This is a genomic window from Paenibacillus solanacearum, from assembly GCF_910593845.1.
Classification (GTDB): Bacteria; Bacillota; Bacilli; order Paenibacillales; family NBRC-103111; genus Paenibacillus_G; species Paenibacillus_G solanacearum.
Genome location: NZ_CAJVAS010000002.1, coordinates 287,307 through 300,439 on the forward strand (window position 1 = coordinate 287,307; position 13,133 = coordinate 300,439).

Below are 13,133 nucleotides of genomic sequence, written 5' to 3' on the forward strand. Positions count from 1 at the left end.
AATGCTGAGACACCTCCGACAATTTACCAATGATTACGCTTACATTTTTCCAATATTCTATATACTACCACATCCCCTTCATTATATGCACGCCAAAAAGGCGTCTTTACCAAAACTTTAGACACCTTCGATTGCAACATAGGTCATACTGTCATTTTTCACGCCGGCCGAGCCGCGTTTTGTAAATATCAGCCGGCGTCAAGCCGGTCTGTCCCTTCTTAACGCGATTACCGAAGAGGCGTCAGCATCGAAATCGGGTAGCTCGCTTCCGGATCGTCGCCTATCGTCCCCCAAGCCATAATGCCGTTCAGGTAACGCACCTCGAACGGAAGCTGCACATGCTCGATTTTATACAAGCCGGGCGGGAAATCGTCCGGGTTCAAGGTATACGCCATCGCCGTATAGTATTTGCGCTCCAGCACCGCCTTCTGGCTCGGAAACTCGGCTCTGCCCATCTCCTCGCGCAGCTGCTTCATCTCTTCCTCCAGCTCGCTTGGCGACATTTGACTGTACAATCTTTTCATTGTCGTGTTCACACCTTCCAGCATCATGATGCCACCCGGCCCTTGAATCTAGTCCGGAGGTCCCGTCTCCGGGCGAATCGTTCCGCTTTTTGTCTGACTATGCCGGAAACTATTCGTCCCATGATCCGTTTCAATCCTGTATAATAGAAATAGAGTTTAAATACTGTGAGGAGGCTTAGCGAAAATGACGACGGAGCTGCATTTTCATGACAAGAAAATTCCCGTGACCTTCATTTCAAGCGATCAGAAAGCAATCCCCCGGCTCATTACCGTGTTGGAAAGCTCTGGCACTCACACCGCTACTATGACTTCCATCGACCGAATCGAGATCGTCGGCAACCAGGCGATTCTGCATTCGTCCGAGGAAAAAGAAAAAGTGCATCTGTCTCTTTTTTGATCGCGTTTACATTCGCACCCAGGGTTGCCTACATCATCCTACCTGGGTTATAGTAAGCTTGATCTTCATTTCTTCACATTCAAGCAAAGGATTGTCATGTCATGGCCACCGAAAATAAACGCAAGTTTTTCCGCGTACATTTTGATCGTGCGCTTCTAGCTGAAATCAAACTGATCGGGCTTCAGGACCGCGCGTTCGAACCGGAAATCAAATATTTCAAGGCCGCTGTAGTCGATATCGGCGCCGGGGGTGCCCGTTTCTACACGGAGACCCCTCTGCCCGATGAGCATCGCTTGCTCGTGGAAATGAAGTTTACCGTGCTCGGTAAACTATACAGCCCGCTCGGCACGATCGTCAGGTCCATTCTGCCGAAACAGGGGCACTATGAATATTGCACCGAATTTTCCTTGCAGGAATCGGAAACGGCCGCGCTCACCAGCATGCTCAACAACATAGCGATCAAGCTTCGCAAATCGAAGACGCCGGAGGACTGCAGCTTCTGCTCTGACGAAGATCTTGCTGCATTCACGCCTTTACGTTCGCGGAAGCCCTGATATGCCGGCAACGATGCAAGCTTTGCCGCTATCCATATGCCACACCCAGCAATGAAACAGCTGCTGCTCCGGTCTGAGCTTATCATGCAAGTCCTTCAGACCGAGCACGGCCGCTTCCAAACCGTACTTCCCGAACGACTCGAACAAAAATCGCCTCCGCTCTCCTTCCGTTTCCAGCCGATACAGCTCTTCCGCGATCCACTGCTTTTCCTCATCCAGTACGATGACTTCCGTCCAAGCGGTTACTCTACCGTCCGGCTTTACCAGCGAGAGCAGAAACTGGTTATAGTCCGTCACAAGACTGTTGCGCAAATACGCAAGAGCTTCCATGATTTGGCGAACCTCAGGTTCGCTATAACGACCCATATGGCTGTAAAACTGCGTCAGCGCATACAAGTAAAACAGCTGGGTATGAACGCCCGACGAAACGACAAGCGAAAAAGACTTCTTCACATGCGGCATCGTCTCGTGCAAGCGGACCTGAAAGGCGCAATCCCGCAAATAGCCTGTCACTTCGCCCGCAGCCGCCCCGGACAGCAGCATTTCCTCATACGTTTCATAGAACGAGATCTGATCCAGCCTTGTATAGTCGATCCCCGTCAGCGACTTGATCCGGTGCAGCGCCATGCCGTCCGCCGTTTCGAGCCATTCCTGCAGCATATTGTCTTCACTGTCCATGACGCTCACCTGCTGAAACTGAAGCCCTAACCCGGGTAAATCGACATCTCCGTGATTGCCGGCGCCAAGGACCGCCGCTTTCTCCATTCGTCCGAGCCTCTGAATGGACGCTTCCACCAGCCGATGGACATGGTACCGGTGCGTTCCGAATTCATGCTCCCCCCAGTCCAGTGCCATGCCCTCTTCTTCGGATGGTGTATCCATGTTCAGCGGCTGCATCAGCCGTTCAAAATCTCTCATGAAAGTCCCCTCTTTCCCAGCTTGACTGCATGTCTTCTGCACAATATTATAACATAATGCCCGGCCGCCAGCCTACGCAGGTTCATCTGCAGCACACGGACGAGCCAGTTCCCATTTTTCAAAAAAAAATGCAGGCAACAGCTTGACTTTTTTTCACCCCGCTGATACTATAGAAAATGTTCCCGATAACATTAATAACGTGACTTGTTAGCTCAGCTGGGAGAGCACCATCTTGACAGGGTGGGGGTCAGTGGTTCGAGCCCACTACAGGTCATACGAAAAGTCCTTGAGAAATCAAGGGCTTTTCGCTTTTTTGAGACCATTTCTCCCGTAGTACCATTCGATGAAGTGACGTCCATGGGGAGACAAAGAATACAAAAGCGGCTAGGCATCCGTTAAACGGTGCAGCCGCTTTTTTTTAAAACCCATCGGATAAATCTCAAGTTGTACCACAAAATCAAAAAAATGGGCGGGTATGCAATCGCTGAATACCACCATGTCCAACCGTTGTAATAAAACACGCCGGTCTTTATCGAGATAGCCTCGTAGAGAATCGAAAAAGCGTCCCAGGCAAGCAAATACACCATAACTTGAAGGAAGCCTTTTCCGGCAGGATACAGATTTAAAAGCAAGTAGTTTAAAGCCGGATACACACCTAGAAGTGCAATTAACGTTTTGGTGTCTACGCCTTTATTAAAATAGCCGTACAAATCATACTTCAGATCCAAAAAAATATTCGTCATCGTCTCAAAATATAATCCAAACAGCGTAGTGGTTAAAACTTCAATCCAGCTCAGCCGCCTGGGAACGAAGAAGCACGCCGTATAGAAAACAACCACAGATATCATTAAGAAAACCATTAACTCCTCCGACAAACTGCCATGATTGTGTATTAGCATTCCCTCTGCCATTGGATTTAACCAGAACCGAGCCTGGATGGGAACGCGACACCTCTTAATGCCTATGAGGAAAAAATAAGGCTCCAAAACCCGAACATCCGTCCCCCCTGTTTGATAAAAACAACGATTTATAGTATAATTTGATTATAAATCGTTGAAAAGGGGGTGAATCTACAATGTTTTCTCGGGATATCTCCATTAATCGCATGATTTCGTTAATTTTGATCATGATCTTCATGGTTTTCGCTACGCCGACGCCTACGTTGGAAGCCAATTCGGGCGAATCGACCCGGGTATCCCAAGGTACGGACTACTTTGTGCAGCAGGCAACCGTCCGCAAGCACGTTTCCGCTTACAAAAACAGCCTATTTGCCGCGCTCTTCTCCGTCTTATCGCTGTTTGCCCTGTTTATGATGAACGCATTTTGCCGCGTATTGCGCGAATCCCACGTTTCCTTCCGGCCTCATATTGCTCGCCGTCTGACCCACATGCTGCTATTCCCCATCAAATTTACTTCTCACTTCGTGTAGTGCCTTATCATACCCCTAGCGATTATTCCGTTTTCTGCAGGACCGCTTTTTTAGCGATTTCGAACGGGTTCTTTGTGTTGCCTCCATTCCAATGAACATGTTGTCGCCACTCCATCCGTATCGCATGGCATCTTGAAGCTCGCTTCGTTTTTTAGAAAAAACGAGTGCACGGAGTTTATTTGGCGACGCCTGAATATTGCATTGGTATTTGATGGATGATAACAAAAAGAACCGTTAATTTTTGTCACATAAGAAAGCCTTCGGATCGATGTCTTTTCGCTGAGGATGCGTTCATGGTTGATGTGAATGATTCTTTATTTCATGGCGCATCGTCAATGGAAAGACCCATCCCAAGATACAGCGCGCAAAATCGTCTTCCTGGTTCAGGGAACGCCTAGCAACGCCAATGCCCAATCATGGGGGTCTGCTTGAGGTCGCGCAAAAATGCAAATCATTGTGGAGGGATATAAACCAAATGAATATTCGTGAATCCGATTTGCCCGGTATCGGGAAAAAATATGTCATTCAAGCTCGTGGCGGAGATAAGCTCGTCATCATTATTCACGACGATGGCCGCAGAGAATTGTACCACTTCGATAACGACGATCCGGACGACAGCATTTCGATGGTTTCGCTGGACGATGACGAGGCCAGACAAGTTGCGGCGATGATCGGCGGCATGACCTATAAACCGAAAGCGCTCGAGACGATCGAGGTGGCGCTGGACGATCTGATCATCGAATGGTATAAAGTCGAACCGCATGCCAAATCGATCGGCAAAACGATCGGCGAGCTCGACGTTCGCCAGAAGACGGGAGCGACCGTCATCGCCATCGTCGGCAAAGACGGTTCCAAGCATATCGCTCCGGGACCGGACTCCCGAGTCACCGCCGAAGCGACGCTTGTCGTCGCCGGCGAACGAAGACATCTGAAATTGCTTAAAGACATTTTGTTGAACGGTGGTGATTGAACCTTATGGACCATGTTGTACTTGAAGTAGGCCTTGCCATTATATTAATTGCCATCGCCGGGCTATTGTCCGCCAAGCTGAGGTTCTCCGTCATCCCTTTCTACATTTTGATGGGGATGGCTGTAGGGCCGCATGCGCCGAAAATATGGCATTTCGATTTTCGATTTATCGAGAGCGCGCCGCTCATCGAGTTCATGGGCCGCATCGGCGTATTGTTTTTATTGTTTTACCTGGGACTGGAATTTTCAGTCGGCCGTCTGATCAAGTCCGGGCGTTCGATCGTGGTGGGCGGAACGATCTATATTTTGATTAATTTTACGCTGGGCATCTTGTTCGGCCTGTTCGCTTCTCTTCCGATCAAGGAGATTCTCGTGGTCGCCGGCATCACAACGATTTCATCCAGCGCGATCGTGGCGAAGGTGCTTGTCGACTTGAAGCGCACGGCCAATCCCGAAACCGAGATGATCCTCGGGATCATCATGTTCGAGGACGTCTTTCTCGCCGTATATATCTCGATCTTGTCCGGACTGGTGTTGAGCGGGTCAACATCTGTCGGCGGGGTCATCCTGTCCGCACTCATCGCTTTAGGCTTCATGCTGGTTTTAATCTTATTAGGCAGAAAAGCGGTACCGCTGCTCAATCGGCTGCTCAACATCCGCTCGAATGAATTATTCGCCCTCGTCATCTTCGGAGCCTTGTTCACGGTTGCCGGATTTTCTGAAACGATTCATGTCGCCGAAGCGATCGGCGCGTTATTGGTCGGTCTGGTGCTCGCGGAAACGGAGCATATGAAGCGAATCGAGCATCTTATTTTACCGTTTCGCGATTTTTTCGGAGCGATCTTCTTCTTCAGCTTCGGTCTCACCATCGATCCGTTCTCGCTGGGCGGAGCCGTTTGGCTGTCGCTTGGAGCGGTCGTCATTACGCTCATCGGCAATTTTGTGGCCGGCATGCTGGCGGGTCGAAGCGCCGGATTGTCGCCCAAAGCTTCTTCGAACATCGGGCTGACGATCGTATCCCGCGGTGAATTTTCGATCATTATGGCAGGCCTCGGCAAAGCCGGAGGGCTTCTGCCCATGCTGCAGCCGTTCGCCGCTCTCTACGTGCTGATCCTGGCGATTCTCGGACCGTTGCTTACGAAAGAATCGAAGATGATTTACAAAGCGCTTGACGGGATTTTCAAGTTTAAGGCGCCTGTGAAAGAAACGAAGCTGAAGACGCAAGAGGAAGGGTAACGCAAACGCAGCAATCGTTTCGCATTAGGCGACACCCATAGCAACATCAAGAGGACAGGGAGGGTCGGATATGGAGAAAATCGAATCGCGGACACCGCGTCCCGACGATCTTCACGGTTACGGAACGGAGAGCGCAAGATGGAAAAATATATGGCTTACCGTGCTTGGCGCCTCGCTTGCCGCTTTCGCGCTCGAGATGTTTCTTACGCCGAACCGCATCATCATCGGCGGCATGAAAGGCATTTCCGGACTGCTCGCCCATATGACGGAAATGCAGATGGGAATATTTCTGATGCTGTTGAATCTTCCGTTCATCCTGTACAGCTGCAGGAAAAGAAAAAACAGCAGCTTCGTGAAAGCCGCTTGGGGGCTGATGCTGCTATCCGGGTTGACGATGCTCCTCCACCCTTACCCGCCTCTGATCGAAAATCCGCTCCCTGCCGCTGTATGCGGCGGCGTGATTCTAGGCTGCGGCGTCGGCTTGATTATACGATACGGGGGCTTGACCGACGGCATGCAGCACATTGCCGGGTATTTGGCCAAACTGCGCGTCTCTCTGACCATCGCGGAAATCGTAACGCTGCTCAATATCGTCATCTTCGGTTTGGCGGGATGGGCGTTCGGCTGGGATCAAGCCATGTACTCCGCCATCGCCTACTATGCGGCGTTTAAATCGACGGAATACACATTGAACCGGTTTCGCTACCGGGTTATCCGCATCCATTCAGTCCGCGCGGCTGCAATCGAGAAAACATTGGCGGCGACGTTCGCCAATGCCTCGAAGTGGATGCAAATGCATGCCTACGCCGTCGACGAACTATTCGTAATCGTCCCGCGACAATACGAAAAAGACATACTGAGCATCGTTATAAGTATCGATCAGGAGGCCGGCGTGACCAGCACCTCGATCATGCAGAGCCATGAATCGTTCTCTTAGCTGGAAGTTCGCAGACTTATGTCACTGTAATCCGTAGGTCCAGACGCAATCCTCCGCCCGTTTCTCCGGCAAAAACGATACAAACCGCGTATGCCGCAATTGATGCGTGTCCGACCGGTCCTTATACTCAACGCGGCAGCACAGCCGCGGCTTCACCCAATGCGTATCCCCTTCTTGCCTGATGCTATCCTGACAAATACGCTCAATAATCCATTCCCGGTGCTCTGCCTCAAGACCGTCTTGCACCGTGCCGACAAACTTGTTTTTGACCGTCCGGAACTGTAACCCGAGCATCAGCTGGAACGGATGGTTCCGGTAACCGAGTATCGCCGCATCGATCGTTTGCGCATGCTTGATTTTCAGCCAATCGGAGCTTCGCGCATGGAGCCGGTACACGGAATGTTTCCGCTTGGCGATGATCCCTTCCATGCGCTGCCTGGCGGTTAATTCGAACAAGGCGTTTCCTTGGTTCTCCAGAGTGACCGTTTTGAGTAGAGCCGGGCTTGGCTCCAGCAGCTCGTCAAGGCGCCTCTTACGCTCCAGCAGCGGTTCATGTCCGTGCTCGCCGTCCGAAGTAAGGAGAACGTCGAACGCGATCCAGGCTGCCGGATGCGAGTGGAGCGCCTGCTTGATGGTATCGGCCCGCCCGAGGCGAAGACGGTGCATAATATCGTCGAATACCGGACGTTCCCCTCGCACGCAGACGCCTTCGCAGTCCAGTATCGCCGTATGCGCCCGAATGGATTGCGCAGCCTCCGCCAGCTCAGGGAATAGATTCGTGACGCGCAGGCCGCTGCGCGTATAGGCTTCGATTCGCGGGCCCTGCTTGTGCAGCAGCATGCGGACGCCATCCCACTTGGGCTCGAAGACATAGGCGTCATCGTCGAATGGCGCGTCGCACCAAACCGGAAGCATGGGATTCAATGGCTTGAACAACAAAAGGCATTCCTCCTCCGGCCTGGAGCAAGACTCCTGCCGCTATGCGATATGTCAACTCTTGCGCCACTGCTCCATACGCCGCGCGGGTTGTTACCGACAGTATTCAGCATAACCAACGAAAGCCGTCCGCATAAGCGCGCGGCTTCTTCGTATCGCAACCGTTCGCTGCCCTCTTGCGTCAGGAACGGTATCGTGTACAATAGACTCAGGATCTGGGAGCAAGCGATAGAACGGAGGATGCGCATGGATTCGATACCGAAGCTGTTGATCGGGGGAGGCGTCATTTTGATTGTGGCCGGCCTTCTTTGGGGCGTGGGCGGAAAATATTTGCAGCTTGGCAAGCTGCCGGGTGACATTGTCATACAAAAGGAGAACGTACGGTTTTATTTTCCAGTCGTGACCTGCATCGTCATCAGCGTCGTGTTGTCGCTGGGCATGTATGTGATCCGATGGTTTACGAAGTAGCAGCAGCGGCCGACAAGGCAGCCCCTCCGCATGAAACGACGGATACCGGGCTGCCTTTACTTCGTTAACCGGTCTTTCAGCGCAAAAGCCATGCAAGACTTTCCCGAAGCGCTCAGCACGGCGGCTGACGGCAGGGCGCTTGTCTTGATGCCGTACGATTTGCAGCCCCGGGGAAAGCTTGGATCCCATGTCACGTAATAATGTTTGCAATGAAAGCAATTCACCTTCCCGCCCGATTCCGCAAGCCGGTTCATCATCGGCTCCTCAGCGCGTCGATTGGAAAAATTCGATCCACTCTTCATCCGGCCCATAAAAGAAAAAGTAGCGCGAGCCGTTCGGCAGCGTCGTGATGTCCGCATCGATCAGACGAACGTCCAGCTTGCGGATGCGACCCCATTCTTCCTCAATATCGTCTACGGTAAACGCGACATGATGAACTTTGCCCTCGGGCGACAGCGAACCGTTGTATCCCTGGATCAGCTCCAGCTCGGTCTCCCCGGCTTGGTCGAATCCGAGGAAGGCAAGTTGGATCACCCCATTCGTATGCTCAAGCTTTCCTTTCAGCTTCAGCCCTACGACCTCTTCGTAGAAGCGCACGGATGCGCCGATATCCTTCACCATGATGCCGACATGCTCGATCTTTCTGCGTGCCATTGCGTCCGAACCTCCCTTTTGTTAATGCATTGTTACTGCGTCTCTAAGCTTATCCCTATTCATCTTCTTATATTTCCCCGGTTTTGGCAATACAACGTTGTGTTGGCATAACATGAAAACCTTCTATCGCATGGAGCCATGCAATAGAAGGTTTCGGGATTACCGCAGCGGCCTGGTGCCGGTGAGCAGCTGGCGTATATGCTTCAGCCTCGACTCGCATTGAATGTAGTCTGTCGAGCCAACTTGATACAAGGAGGAGGTCGATACCGATAACACCTGAATCGCCCCTACACGGATATAGCCATTATCGTTGGTAATTTCGGCAGGCACCGTATTGTTTTCCGAAGGAATCGGAATCGGGCTGCGAAAAACAAGGTACGGAGATAGATCGCCTTCATTGCCGTAATAAGTCGGAATTTCGCGCTGCACCGCAAAAATGTTGGCGGTCGGCTGAAACTGTTTCATATCTCCGATAAAGACAGCGGAAGCGTCGACAACGGCATGGACCTTGGACACATCGACCACAGAGACCCGCATTGCTTCGTTACCCTTCGGCGGTAAGCGGTTCGATAGGTCCGATAATGAGCGATTCCGGCGGCGTATCGAACACGGAGGAAAGATTAATGACCTGCGTATCGCCGACGATGAACACTGACGAGCTCGCCACACCGGTCACGCGAATACTGCCGACCACAAGCTCTTTATTGGTTACGTGCAAGTCCATTCAGCTCATCTCCATTCGCTTGCTTTTTACTTATATACGCTTCCATCCCGGCGCGAATATCGGCCTCGACACGAGCCGTAATTTCCTGCTCCTGCTCCGGCGTCAACTCCAGCTGATTCGGGTCGACCAAATGCTGGATATAGTGCTTGATTCGCTCACCGGTCTGTCTGCGCAAATCTTCGATCATCAGTTTCCGGAACGAATCGCCGAGCTGAATTTGAAAGTAATTTTCAAACTGCTGCAGCTCTTCGGGGGCTTGCGTGTCCAAATATTGGTCCACAGTCGACCGAATTCTTGCAAAGGCTTCGGACTTGGCCGTATTCGTCCGAATCACCTGCTCCCCTACGCTTACGTCGTCGAGCGATTTATCGCCGAGGCCTGCGGGGGACAAGCCTACATTGAGCGTGCCCTCCAGCTTATCCACCTTCAATTGATCGAAATTGTATTCAATTCGATCGATATGGACCGCCCGCTGGCTTTTGAGCACTTCCACTTCTTGCGCCAGTTGATTCAGCCTGGATTCCAGCAACCGGATCCGCTCCGTCTGCCACGCCAGGTAGTCGTTCAGCTTCTGAAAGTACGATTGCGGGTAAAATGCAGGCATCGATCATTCCTCCGTTCATCGCGTCGGCGCGGGAAGCGGCACATAAGCCAGCGGCGACTGACCGGCAGCCGTCGCTTCTGCCGCTGCTTCCGCTCCCGCAAGCGTCGGTGCAGGTCCGGTAAAACCGCCGGTATTGTACAGGTTCGTTAACGATCGGACGGTTCCCGCCGTTCCGATCTGCAGCACGGATGAATTGCTGACAGCCCCGACTTTAAGCTGGTGAATCACGATATTTTGATGGATCACCCACTGCATCATAGCGATTCTATAGCACACCTGCCTTGTCCGCGGATACATTGTTCGCATCGTTCACATCATTGTCGATGGTGTTCGTGTTGCTGACGACGCTGTATGTCCGCACATAATCTCCCGTATTAAACGACCCGGCCCCCGCAAATGTTTTGGTTGTACTCGTAGGCGCGAGTTGAATCGAATCGCCGATGTGCACAATCGAGCTGGGGCCGACACTTAGAATCTTGATCGCACCTACAACCGCTGGCATCGGATGCACCCTATTCGTCGATAGATTTGCTTCATTATATGACGGCTACGTACAAAGTATGTGTTGTAGCAATCATGCTTTTGCCACTCAGCTCATATAATCGTACTATCGTAAGGGGGAATGCCGAGTGGCCGATTCGAAAAACAACAACAATTCGTTTTTTGATATGAATTGGAAAAACTTCGAGCAATTTTTCGGTGGCAAGCTGCCTTTTCCCGGCATGATGAACGGCAGCGGCGCAAGCGGGGACGATCAAATGGCATGGGTGGAAGGCTATGTGAAGGACGTACTCAAGCAATCGATACCGAATTTTAATCCGACGATGCTAAAGCATCATTTTCAAACCGAGCTGTTCGAGACGCATAATAACGTCATTGTGAAAGTGCATATTCCCGACCGGACGCAGGCGCGCAAAATTAGAGCGCTGATCAGCGCGAGCCAGGTGCGTCTGGAAGGACTTCCGGAAAAAAGCGCCCAGACGATTCGGCTGGCCAGTCCAGTCGCTCCCGAAAGCTGCAAAGCCGTCTACAAAAACGGGATCATGCAGTTTCATATGCGGAAACAATCCGCCGACGAAAATTATTACGAAATCGATGTACGGTATTTGTAACACAATAAACGCACCTCTCCGTTCTCCGCAAGAGAAGGAAGGTGCGTTTTTTAACTTGTTCGGCCGATCTGCGCGCAGCCTGGCTAATTATTGCCTTGATTGCTGGAATCGTTCAAGTCCGGATCAAGCGTGTTCGTCAAGCTGATCAGTGAAAAGTTGGCGCAAAAATCGCCGGTGCTTCCCCCGCTGGCGCCCGAATTCGATTTGCTTGTGCTTTTGGGGGTAATTTGCAGTACATCGCCGAACGTGACTTCGCCGCTGACATCGAGTATTTTGATCGGAGCTAAAATGATGGAAGGCATCCTTTCCCCTCCTCCTTTACATAGATAGTAACCTAATATATGAAGCCCGATCCGTAATAATCCCTATGCGCAAAACTTTCCTATAACTAAAAAAATCCCCGTCGCGGGGATTTTCATAATTGACCGTATATGTACCTAGGAAGTGCCGAAGACCGGACTCGAACCGGTACGATAGTCACCTATCGCAGGATTTTAAGTCCTGTGCGTCTGCCAATTCCGCCACTCCGGCAAGTTCGCTGTGGTGGGCCCTGAGGGACTCGAACCCCCGACCAATCGGTTATGAGCCGACCGCTCTAACCAACTGAGCTAAGGGCCCCTGTAAAATTTTTGGTTGCGGGGGCAGGATTTGAACCTGCGGCCTTCGGGTTATGAGCCCGACGAGCTACCGGGCTGCTCCACCCCGCGACGTCATTTACAGCGACAAAAATAAATATACACCAACTGAAACCATCCAGTCAAGAAGTAATTTTACACAAGGGGTACATTACACGATGTAACGTACCCCGAAGCGGCCTTTGCGCGAGCGGAACACTTCGACCTCGGACGGACACTCATATCCATAAATCCACCAGTCTTCTTCCATTCGCTTGGCCAGACAGCCCGCCTGAAACTTGCTTTCGTATAATTTACCCCAGTAAATCCATCTCATAATCCTCACTCCGCTTTAATAATGAAAAGGAAGTTTGTGCTGATTGTAGCATAACCAAAAAGAAGCCTCCTTATTTGATAAGGAAGCTCTCCATAATCTAACAAGCGGCTGCCGCTTATGGCTGTGGTGGGTTCGATGTAGCATTGCTCTGTACAGACGAAGACGTTAGGCCGAGAGCTTCTTGATCGTCTCTTTCGTGATGCGCGATTCGGCTGGACGCGGAAGCCGCGATGCTCGCGACCAAATCATCGAGAAACGTATGAATTCCTTTGCCCTTTTTGGTATCCAATCGCTTGATTATGCCAATCTTATGTTTATCGAGATGTCCGAATGTCGTTACTCCGATACTTCCGTAACCGAACACCGAACCGAGCGCCAACGTCTCGTCGCAGCCGAACAATCCTTCGTCCGACTCGATGATCGACTGAATCGGCTCGGAGAGCATACCTTTCTCGGCCAGCACATCAAGCTCGATGCCGACGAGGATGGCATGCTGCAGCTCGCGTTTTTTCAGCACTGCATGAACCGATTCAATGCATGTATCCAGCGTAAGCGTCTGATGATAGGGCTGCTGCATTTTTTGGACGATCAGGGCAATTTCCTTAATTTCTACGCCGCGTTCCTTTAATTTGCGATATACGGCTTCTTTCACTTCGTTGCTGTTCACTTGTCGTATCATGATGCATCGCCCCTATGCTGAGAAGTGACCCTGTAAATTAT

The 13,133-nt window shown here is 51.4% G+C and carries 22 protein-coding genes and 4 tRNA genes; 9 read left to right on the plus strand and 17 right to left on the minus strand.

Going from position 1 to position 13,133, the window contains the following annotated elements; genetic code table 11:
- Positions 1-227 precede the first annotated feature (227 nt).
- Positions 228-551, minus strand: coding sequence for a DUF1811 family protein (locus tag KXG62_RS03675; RefSeq protein ID WP_246627272.1), 324 nt, complete (start codon positions 549-551; stop codon positions 228-230).
- Between the two features lie 157 nt (positions 552-708).
- On the opposite strand from KXG62_RS03675, the gene KXG62_RS03680 reads away from it, so the two are divergent.
- The gene (locus tag KXG62_RS03680) at positions 709-921 is read left to right on the plus strand and encodes a hypothetical protein (RefSeq protein ID WP_218090564.1); all 213 of its coding nucleotides are present in this window, start codon (positions 709-711) and stop codon (positions 919-921) included.
- A gap of 101 nt (positions 922-1,022) precedes the next feature.
- Entirely contained in the window at positions 1,023-1,475 is a 453-nt protein-coding gene (locus tag KXG62_RS03685; protein ID WP_218090565.1) for a PilZ domain-containing protein, read from the plus strand.
- Here KXG62_RS03685 and KXG62_RS03690 read toward each other — a convergent pair.
- Entirely contained in the window at positions 1,455-2,393 is a 939-nt protein-coding gene (locus KXG62_RS03690) for a hypothetical protein (RefSeq protein WP_246627273.1), read from the minus strand. The two genes, KXG62_RS03685 and KXG62_RS03690, sit on opposite strands and share 21 nt — an antisense overlap.
- A gap of 201 nt (positions 2,394-2,594) precedes the next feature.
- Between KXG62_RS03690 and KXG62_RS03695 the strand changes: the two genes are divergently transcribed.
- A tRNA-Val gene (locus tag KXG62_RS03695) sits at positions 2,595-2,667 on the plus strand.
- A gap of 121 nt (positions 2,668-2,788) precedes the next feature.
- Here the strand turns inward: KXG62_RS03695 and KXG62_RS33990 are convergent.
- The gene (locus tag KXG62_RS33990) at positions 2,789-3,379 is read right to left on the minus strand and encodes a CBO0543 family protein (protein ID WP_246627274.1); all 591 of its coding nucleotides are present in this window, start codon (positions 3,377-3,379) and stop codon (positions 2,789-2,791) included.
- A gap of 89 nt (positions 3,380-3,468) precedes the next feature.
- Here KXG62_RS33990 and KXG62_RS03705 point away from each other — a divergent pair, with 89 nt between their 5' ends.
- From KXG62_RS03705 to KXG62_RS03720, 4 genes are all read left to right on the plus strand, one after another.
- Positions 3,469-3,822 carry a hypothetical protein gene (locus tag KXG62_RS03705; RefSeq protein WP_218090566.1) on the plus strand — a complete coding sequence of 118 codons (354 nt, stop codon included), beginning with the start codon at positions 3,469-3,471 and terminating at the stop codon, positions 3,820-3,822.
- A gap of 475 nt (positions 3,823-4,297) precedes the next feature.
- A complete protein-coding gene (locus tag KXG62_RS03710; RefSeq protein ID WP_218090567.1) occupies positions 4,298-4,792 on the plus strand; it encodes a cation:proton antiporter regulatory subunit in 495 nt (164 codons plus the stop codon).
- A 5-nt stretch (positions 4,793-4,797) separates the two neighbouring features.
- Positions 4,798-6,027, plus strand: a complete 1,230-nt coding sequence (locus KXG62_RS03715; RefSeq protein ID WP_218090568.1) for a cation:proton antiporter — start codon at positions 4,798-4,800, stop codon at positions 6,025-6,027.
- A 70-nt stretch (positions 6,028-6,097) separates the two neighbouring features.
- Positions 6,098-6,964 carry a YitT family protein gene (locus KXG62_RS03720; RefSeq protein WP_218090569.1) on the plus strand — a complete coding sequence of 289 codons (867 nt, stop codon included), beginning with the start codon at positions 6,098-6,100 and terminating at the stop codon, positions 6,962-6,964.
- Between the two features lie 21 nt (positions 6,965-6,985).
- Here the strand turns inward: KXG62_RS03720 and KXG62_RS03725 are convergent, their stop codons facing one another.
- Entirely contained in the window at positions 6,986-7,903 is a 918-nt protein-coding gene (locus KXG62_RS03725; RefSeq protein ID WP_246627275.1) for an ATP-dependent DNA ligase, read from the minus strand.
- A gap of 243 nt (positions 7,904-8,146) precedes the next feature.
- Between KXG62_RS03725 and KXG62_RS03730 the strand changes: the two genes are divergently transcribed.
- Positions 8,147-8,368: a DUF2905 domain-containing protein gene (locus KXG62_RS03730; protein ID WP_218090570.1), complete on the plus strand. Its 222-nt coding sequence runs from the start codon at positions 8,147-8,149 to the stop codon at positions 8,366-8,368.
- Between the two features lie 56 nt (positions 8,369-8,424).
- Here the strand turns inward: KXG62_RS03730 and KXG62_RS03735 are convergent, their stop codons facing one another.
- The 7 genes from KXG62_RS03735 to KXG62_RS03765 all read right to left on the minus strand — a co-directional run bounded on the left by KXG62_RS03735 (position 8,425) and on the right by KXG62_RS03765 (position 10,852).
- Positions 8,425-8,625: a uracil-DNA glycosylase gene (locus KXG62_RS03735; protein WP_246627276.1), complete on the minus strand. Its 201-nt coding sequence runs from the start codon at positions 8,623-8,625 to the stop codon at positions 8,425-8,427.
- 7 nt (positions 8,626-8,632) lie between these two features.
- Positions 8,633-9,022, minus strand: coding sequence for a VOC family protein (locus tag KXG62_RS03740; protein ID WP_218090571.1), 390 nt, complete (start codon positions 9,020-9,022; stop codon positions 8,633-8,635).
- Between the two features lie 159 nt (positions 9,023-9,181).
- On the minus strand, positions 9,182-9,559 hold the full coding sequence (locus tag KXG62_RS03745) for a spore germination protein GerPE (RefSeq protein WP_218090572.1): 378 nt from the start codon (positions 9,557-9,559) through the stop codon (positions 9,182-9,184).
- A gap of 7 nt (positions 9,560-9,566) precedes the next feature.
- The gene (locus tag KXG62_RS03750; RefSeq protein ID WP_218090573.1) at positions 9,567-9,746 is read right to left on the minus strand and encodes a spore gernimation protein GerPD; all 180 of its coding nucleotides are present in this window, start codon (positions 9,744-9,746) and stop codon (positions 9,567-9,569) included.
- Entirely contained in the window at positions 9,724-10,350 is a 627-nt protein-coding gene (gerPC, locus tag KXG62_RS03755; RefSeq protein WP_218090574.1) for a spore germination protein GerPC, read from the minus strand. The genes KXG62_RS03750 and gerPC overlap by 23 nt, the downstream gene beginning before the upstream one ends.
- Positions 10,351-10,365: 15 nt before the next feature.
- The gene (locus KXG62_RS03760; RefSeq protein WP_218090723.1) at positions 10,366-10,605 is read right to left on the minus strand and encodes a spore germination protein GerPB; all 240 of its coding nucleotides are present in this window, start codon (positions 10,603-10,605) and stop codon (positions 10,366-10,368) included.
- A gap of 10 nt (positions 10,606-10,615) precedes the next feature.
- Positions 10,616-10,852, minus strand: coding sequence for a spore germination protein (locus tag KXG62_RS03765; RefSeq protein WP_218090575.1), 237 nt, complete (start codon positions 10,850-10,852; stop codon positions 10,616-10,618).
- A 127-nt stretch (positions 10,853-10,979) separates the two neighbouring features.
- Here KXG62_RS03765 and KXG62_RS03770 point away from each other — a divergent pair, with 127 nt between their 5' ends.
- Complete coding sequence (locus KXG62_RS03770; RefSeq protein WP_246627277.1) at positions 10,980-11,462, plus strand: Hsp20/alpha crystallin family protein; 483 nt, start codon at positions 10,980-10,982, stop codon at positions 11,460-11,462.
- Positions 11,463-11,545: 83 nt separating this feature from the next.
- Here KXG62_RS03770 and KXG62_RS03775 read toward each other — a convergent pair whose 3' ends face one another.
- From KXG62_RS03775 to KXG62_RS03800, 6 genes are all read right to left on the minus strand, one after another.
- The gene (locus KXG62_RS03775) at positions 11,546-11,764 is read right to left on the minus strand and encodes a spore germination protein (RefSeq protein ID WP_218090576.1); all 219 of its coding nucleotides are present in this window, start codon (positions 11,762-11,764) and stop codon (positions 11,546-11,548) included.
- Positions 11,765-11,907: 143 nt separating this feature from the next.
- Positions 11,908-11,993, minus strand: a tRNA-Leu gene (locus tag KXG62_RS03780).
- Between the two features lie 10 nt (positions 11,994-12,003).
- Positions 12,004-12,080: transfer RNA gene (locus KXG62_RS03785), tRNA-Ile, on the minus strand.
- A 12-nt stretch (positions 12,081-12,092) separates the two neighbouring features.
- Positions 12,093-12,169: transfer RNA gene (locus KXG62_RS03790), tRNA-Met, on the minus strand.
- Between the two features lie 79 nt (positions 12,170-12,248).
- Entirely contained in the window at positions 12,249-12,413 is a 165-nt protein-coding gene (locus tag KXG62_RS03795) for a hypothetical protein (RefSeq protein WP_218090577.1), read from the minus strand.
- A gap of 115 nt (positions 12,414-12,528) precedes the next feature.
- The gene (locus KXG62_RS03800) at positions 12,529-13,092 is read right to left on the minus strand and encodes a phosphatidylglycerophosphatase A family protein (RefSeq protein WP_218090578.1); all 564 of its coding nucleotides are present in this window, start codon (positions 13,090-13,092) and stop codon (positions 12,529-12,531) included.
- Between the last annotated feature and the right edge of the window lie 41 nt (positions 13,093-13,133).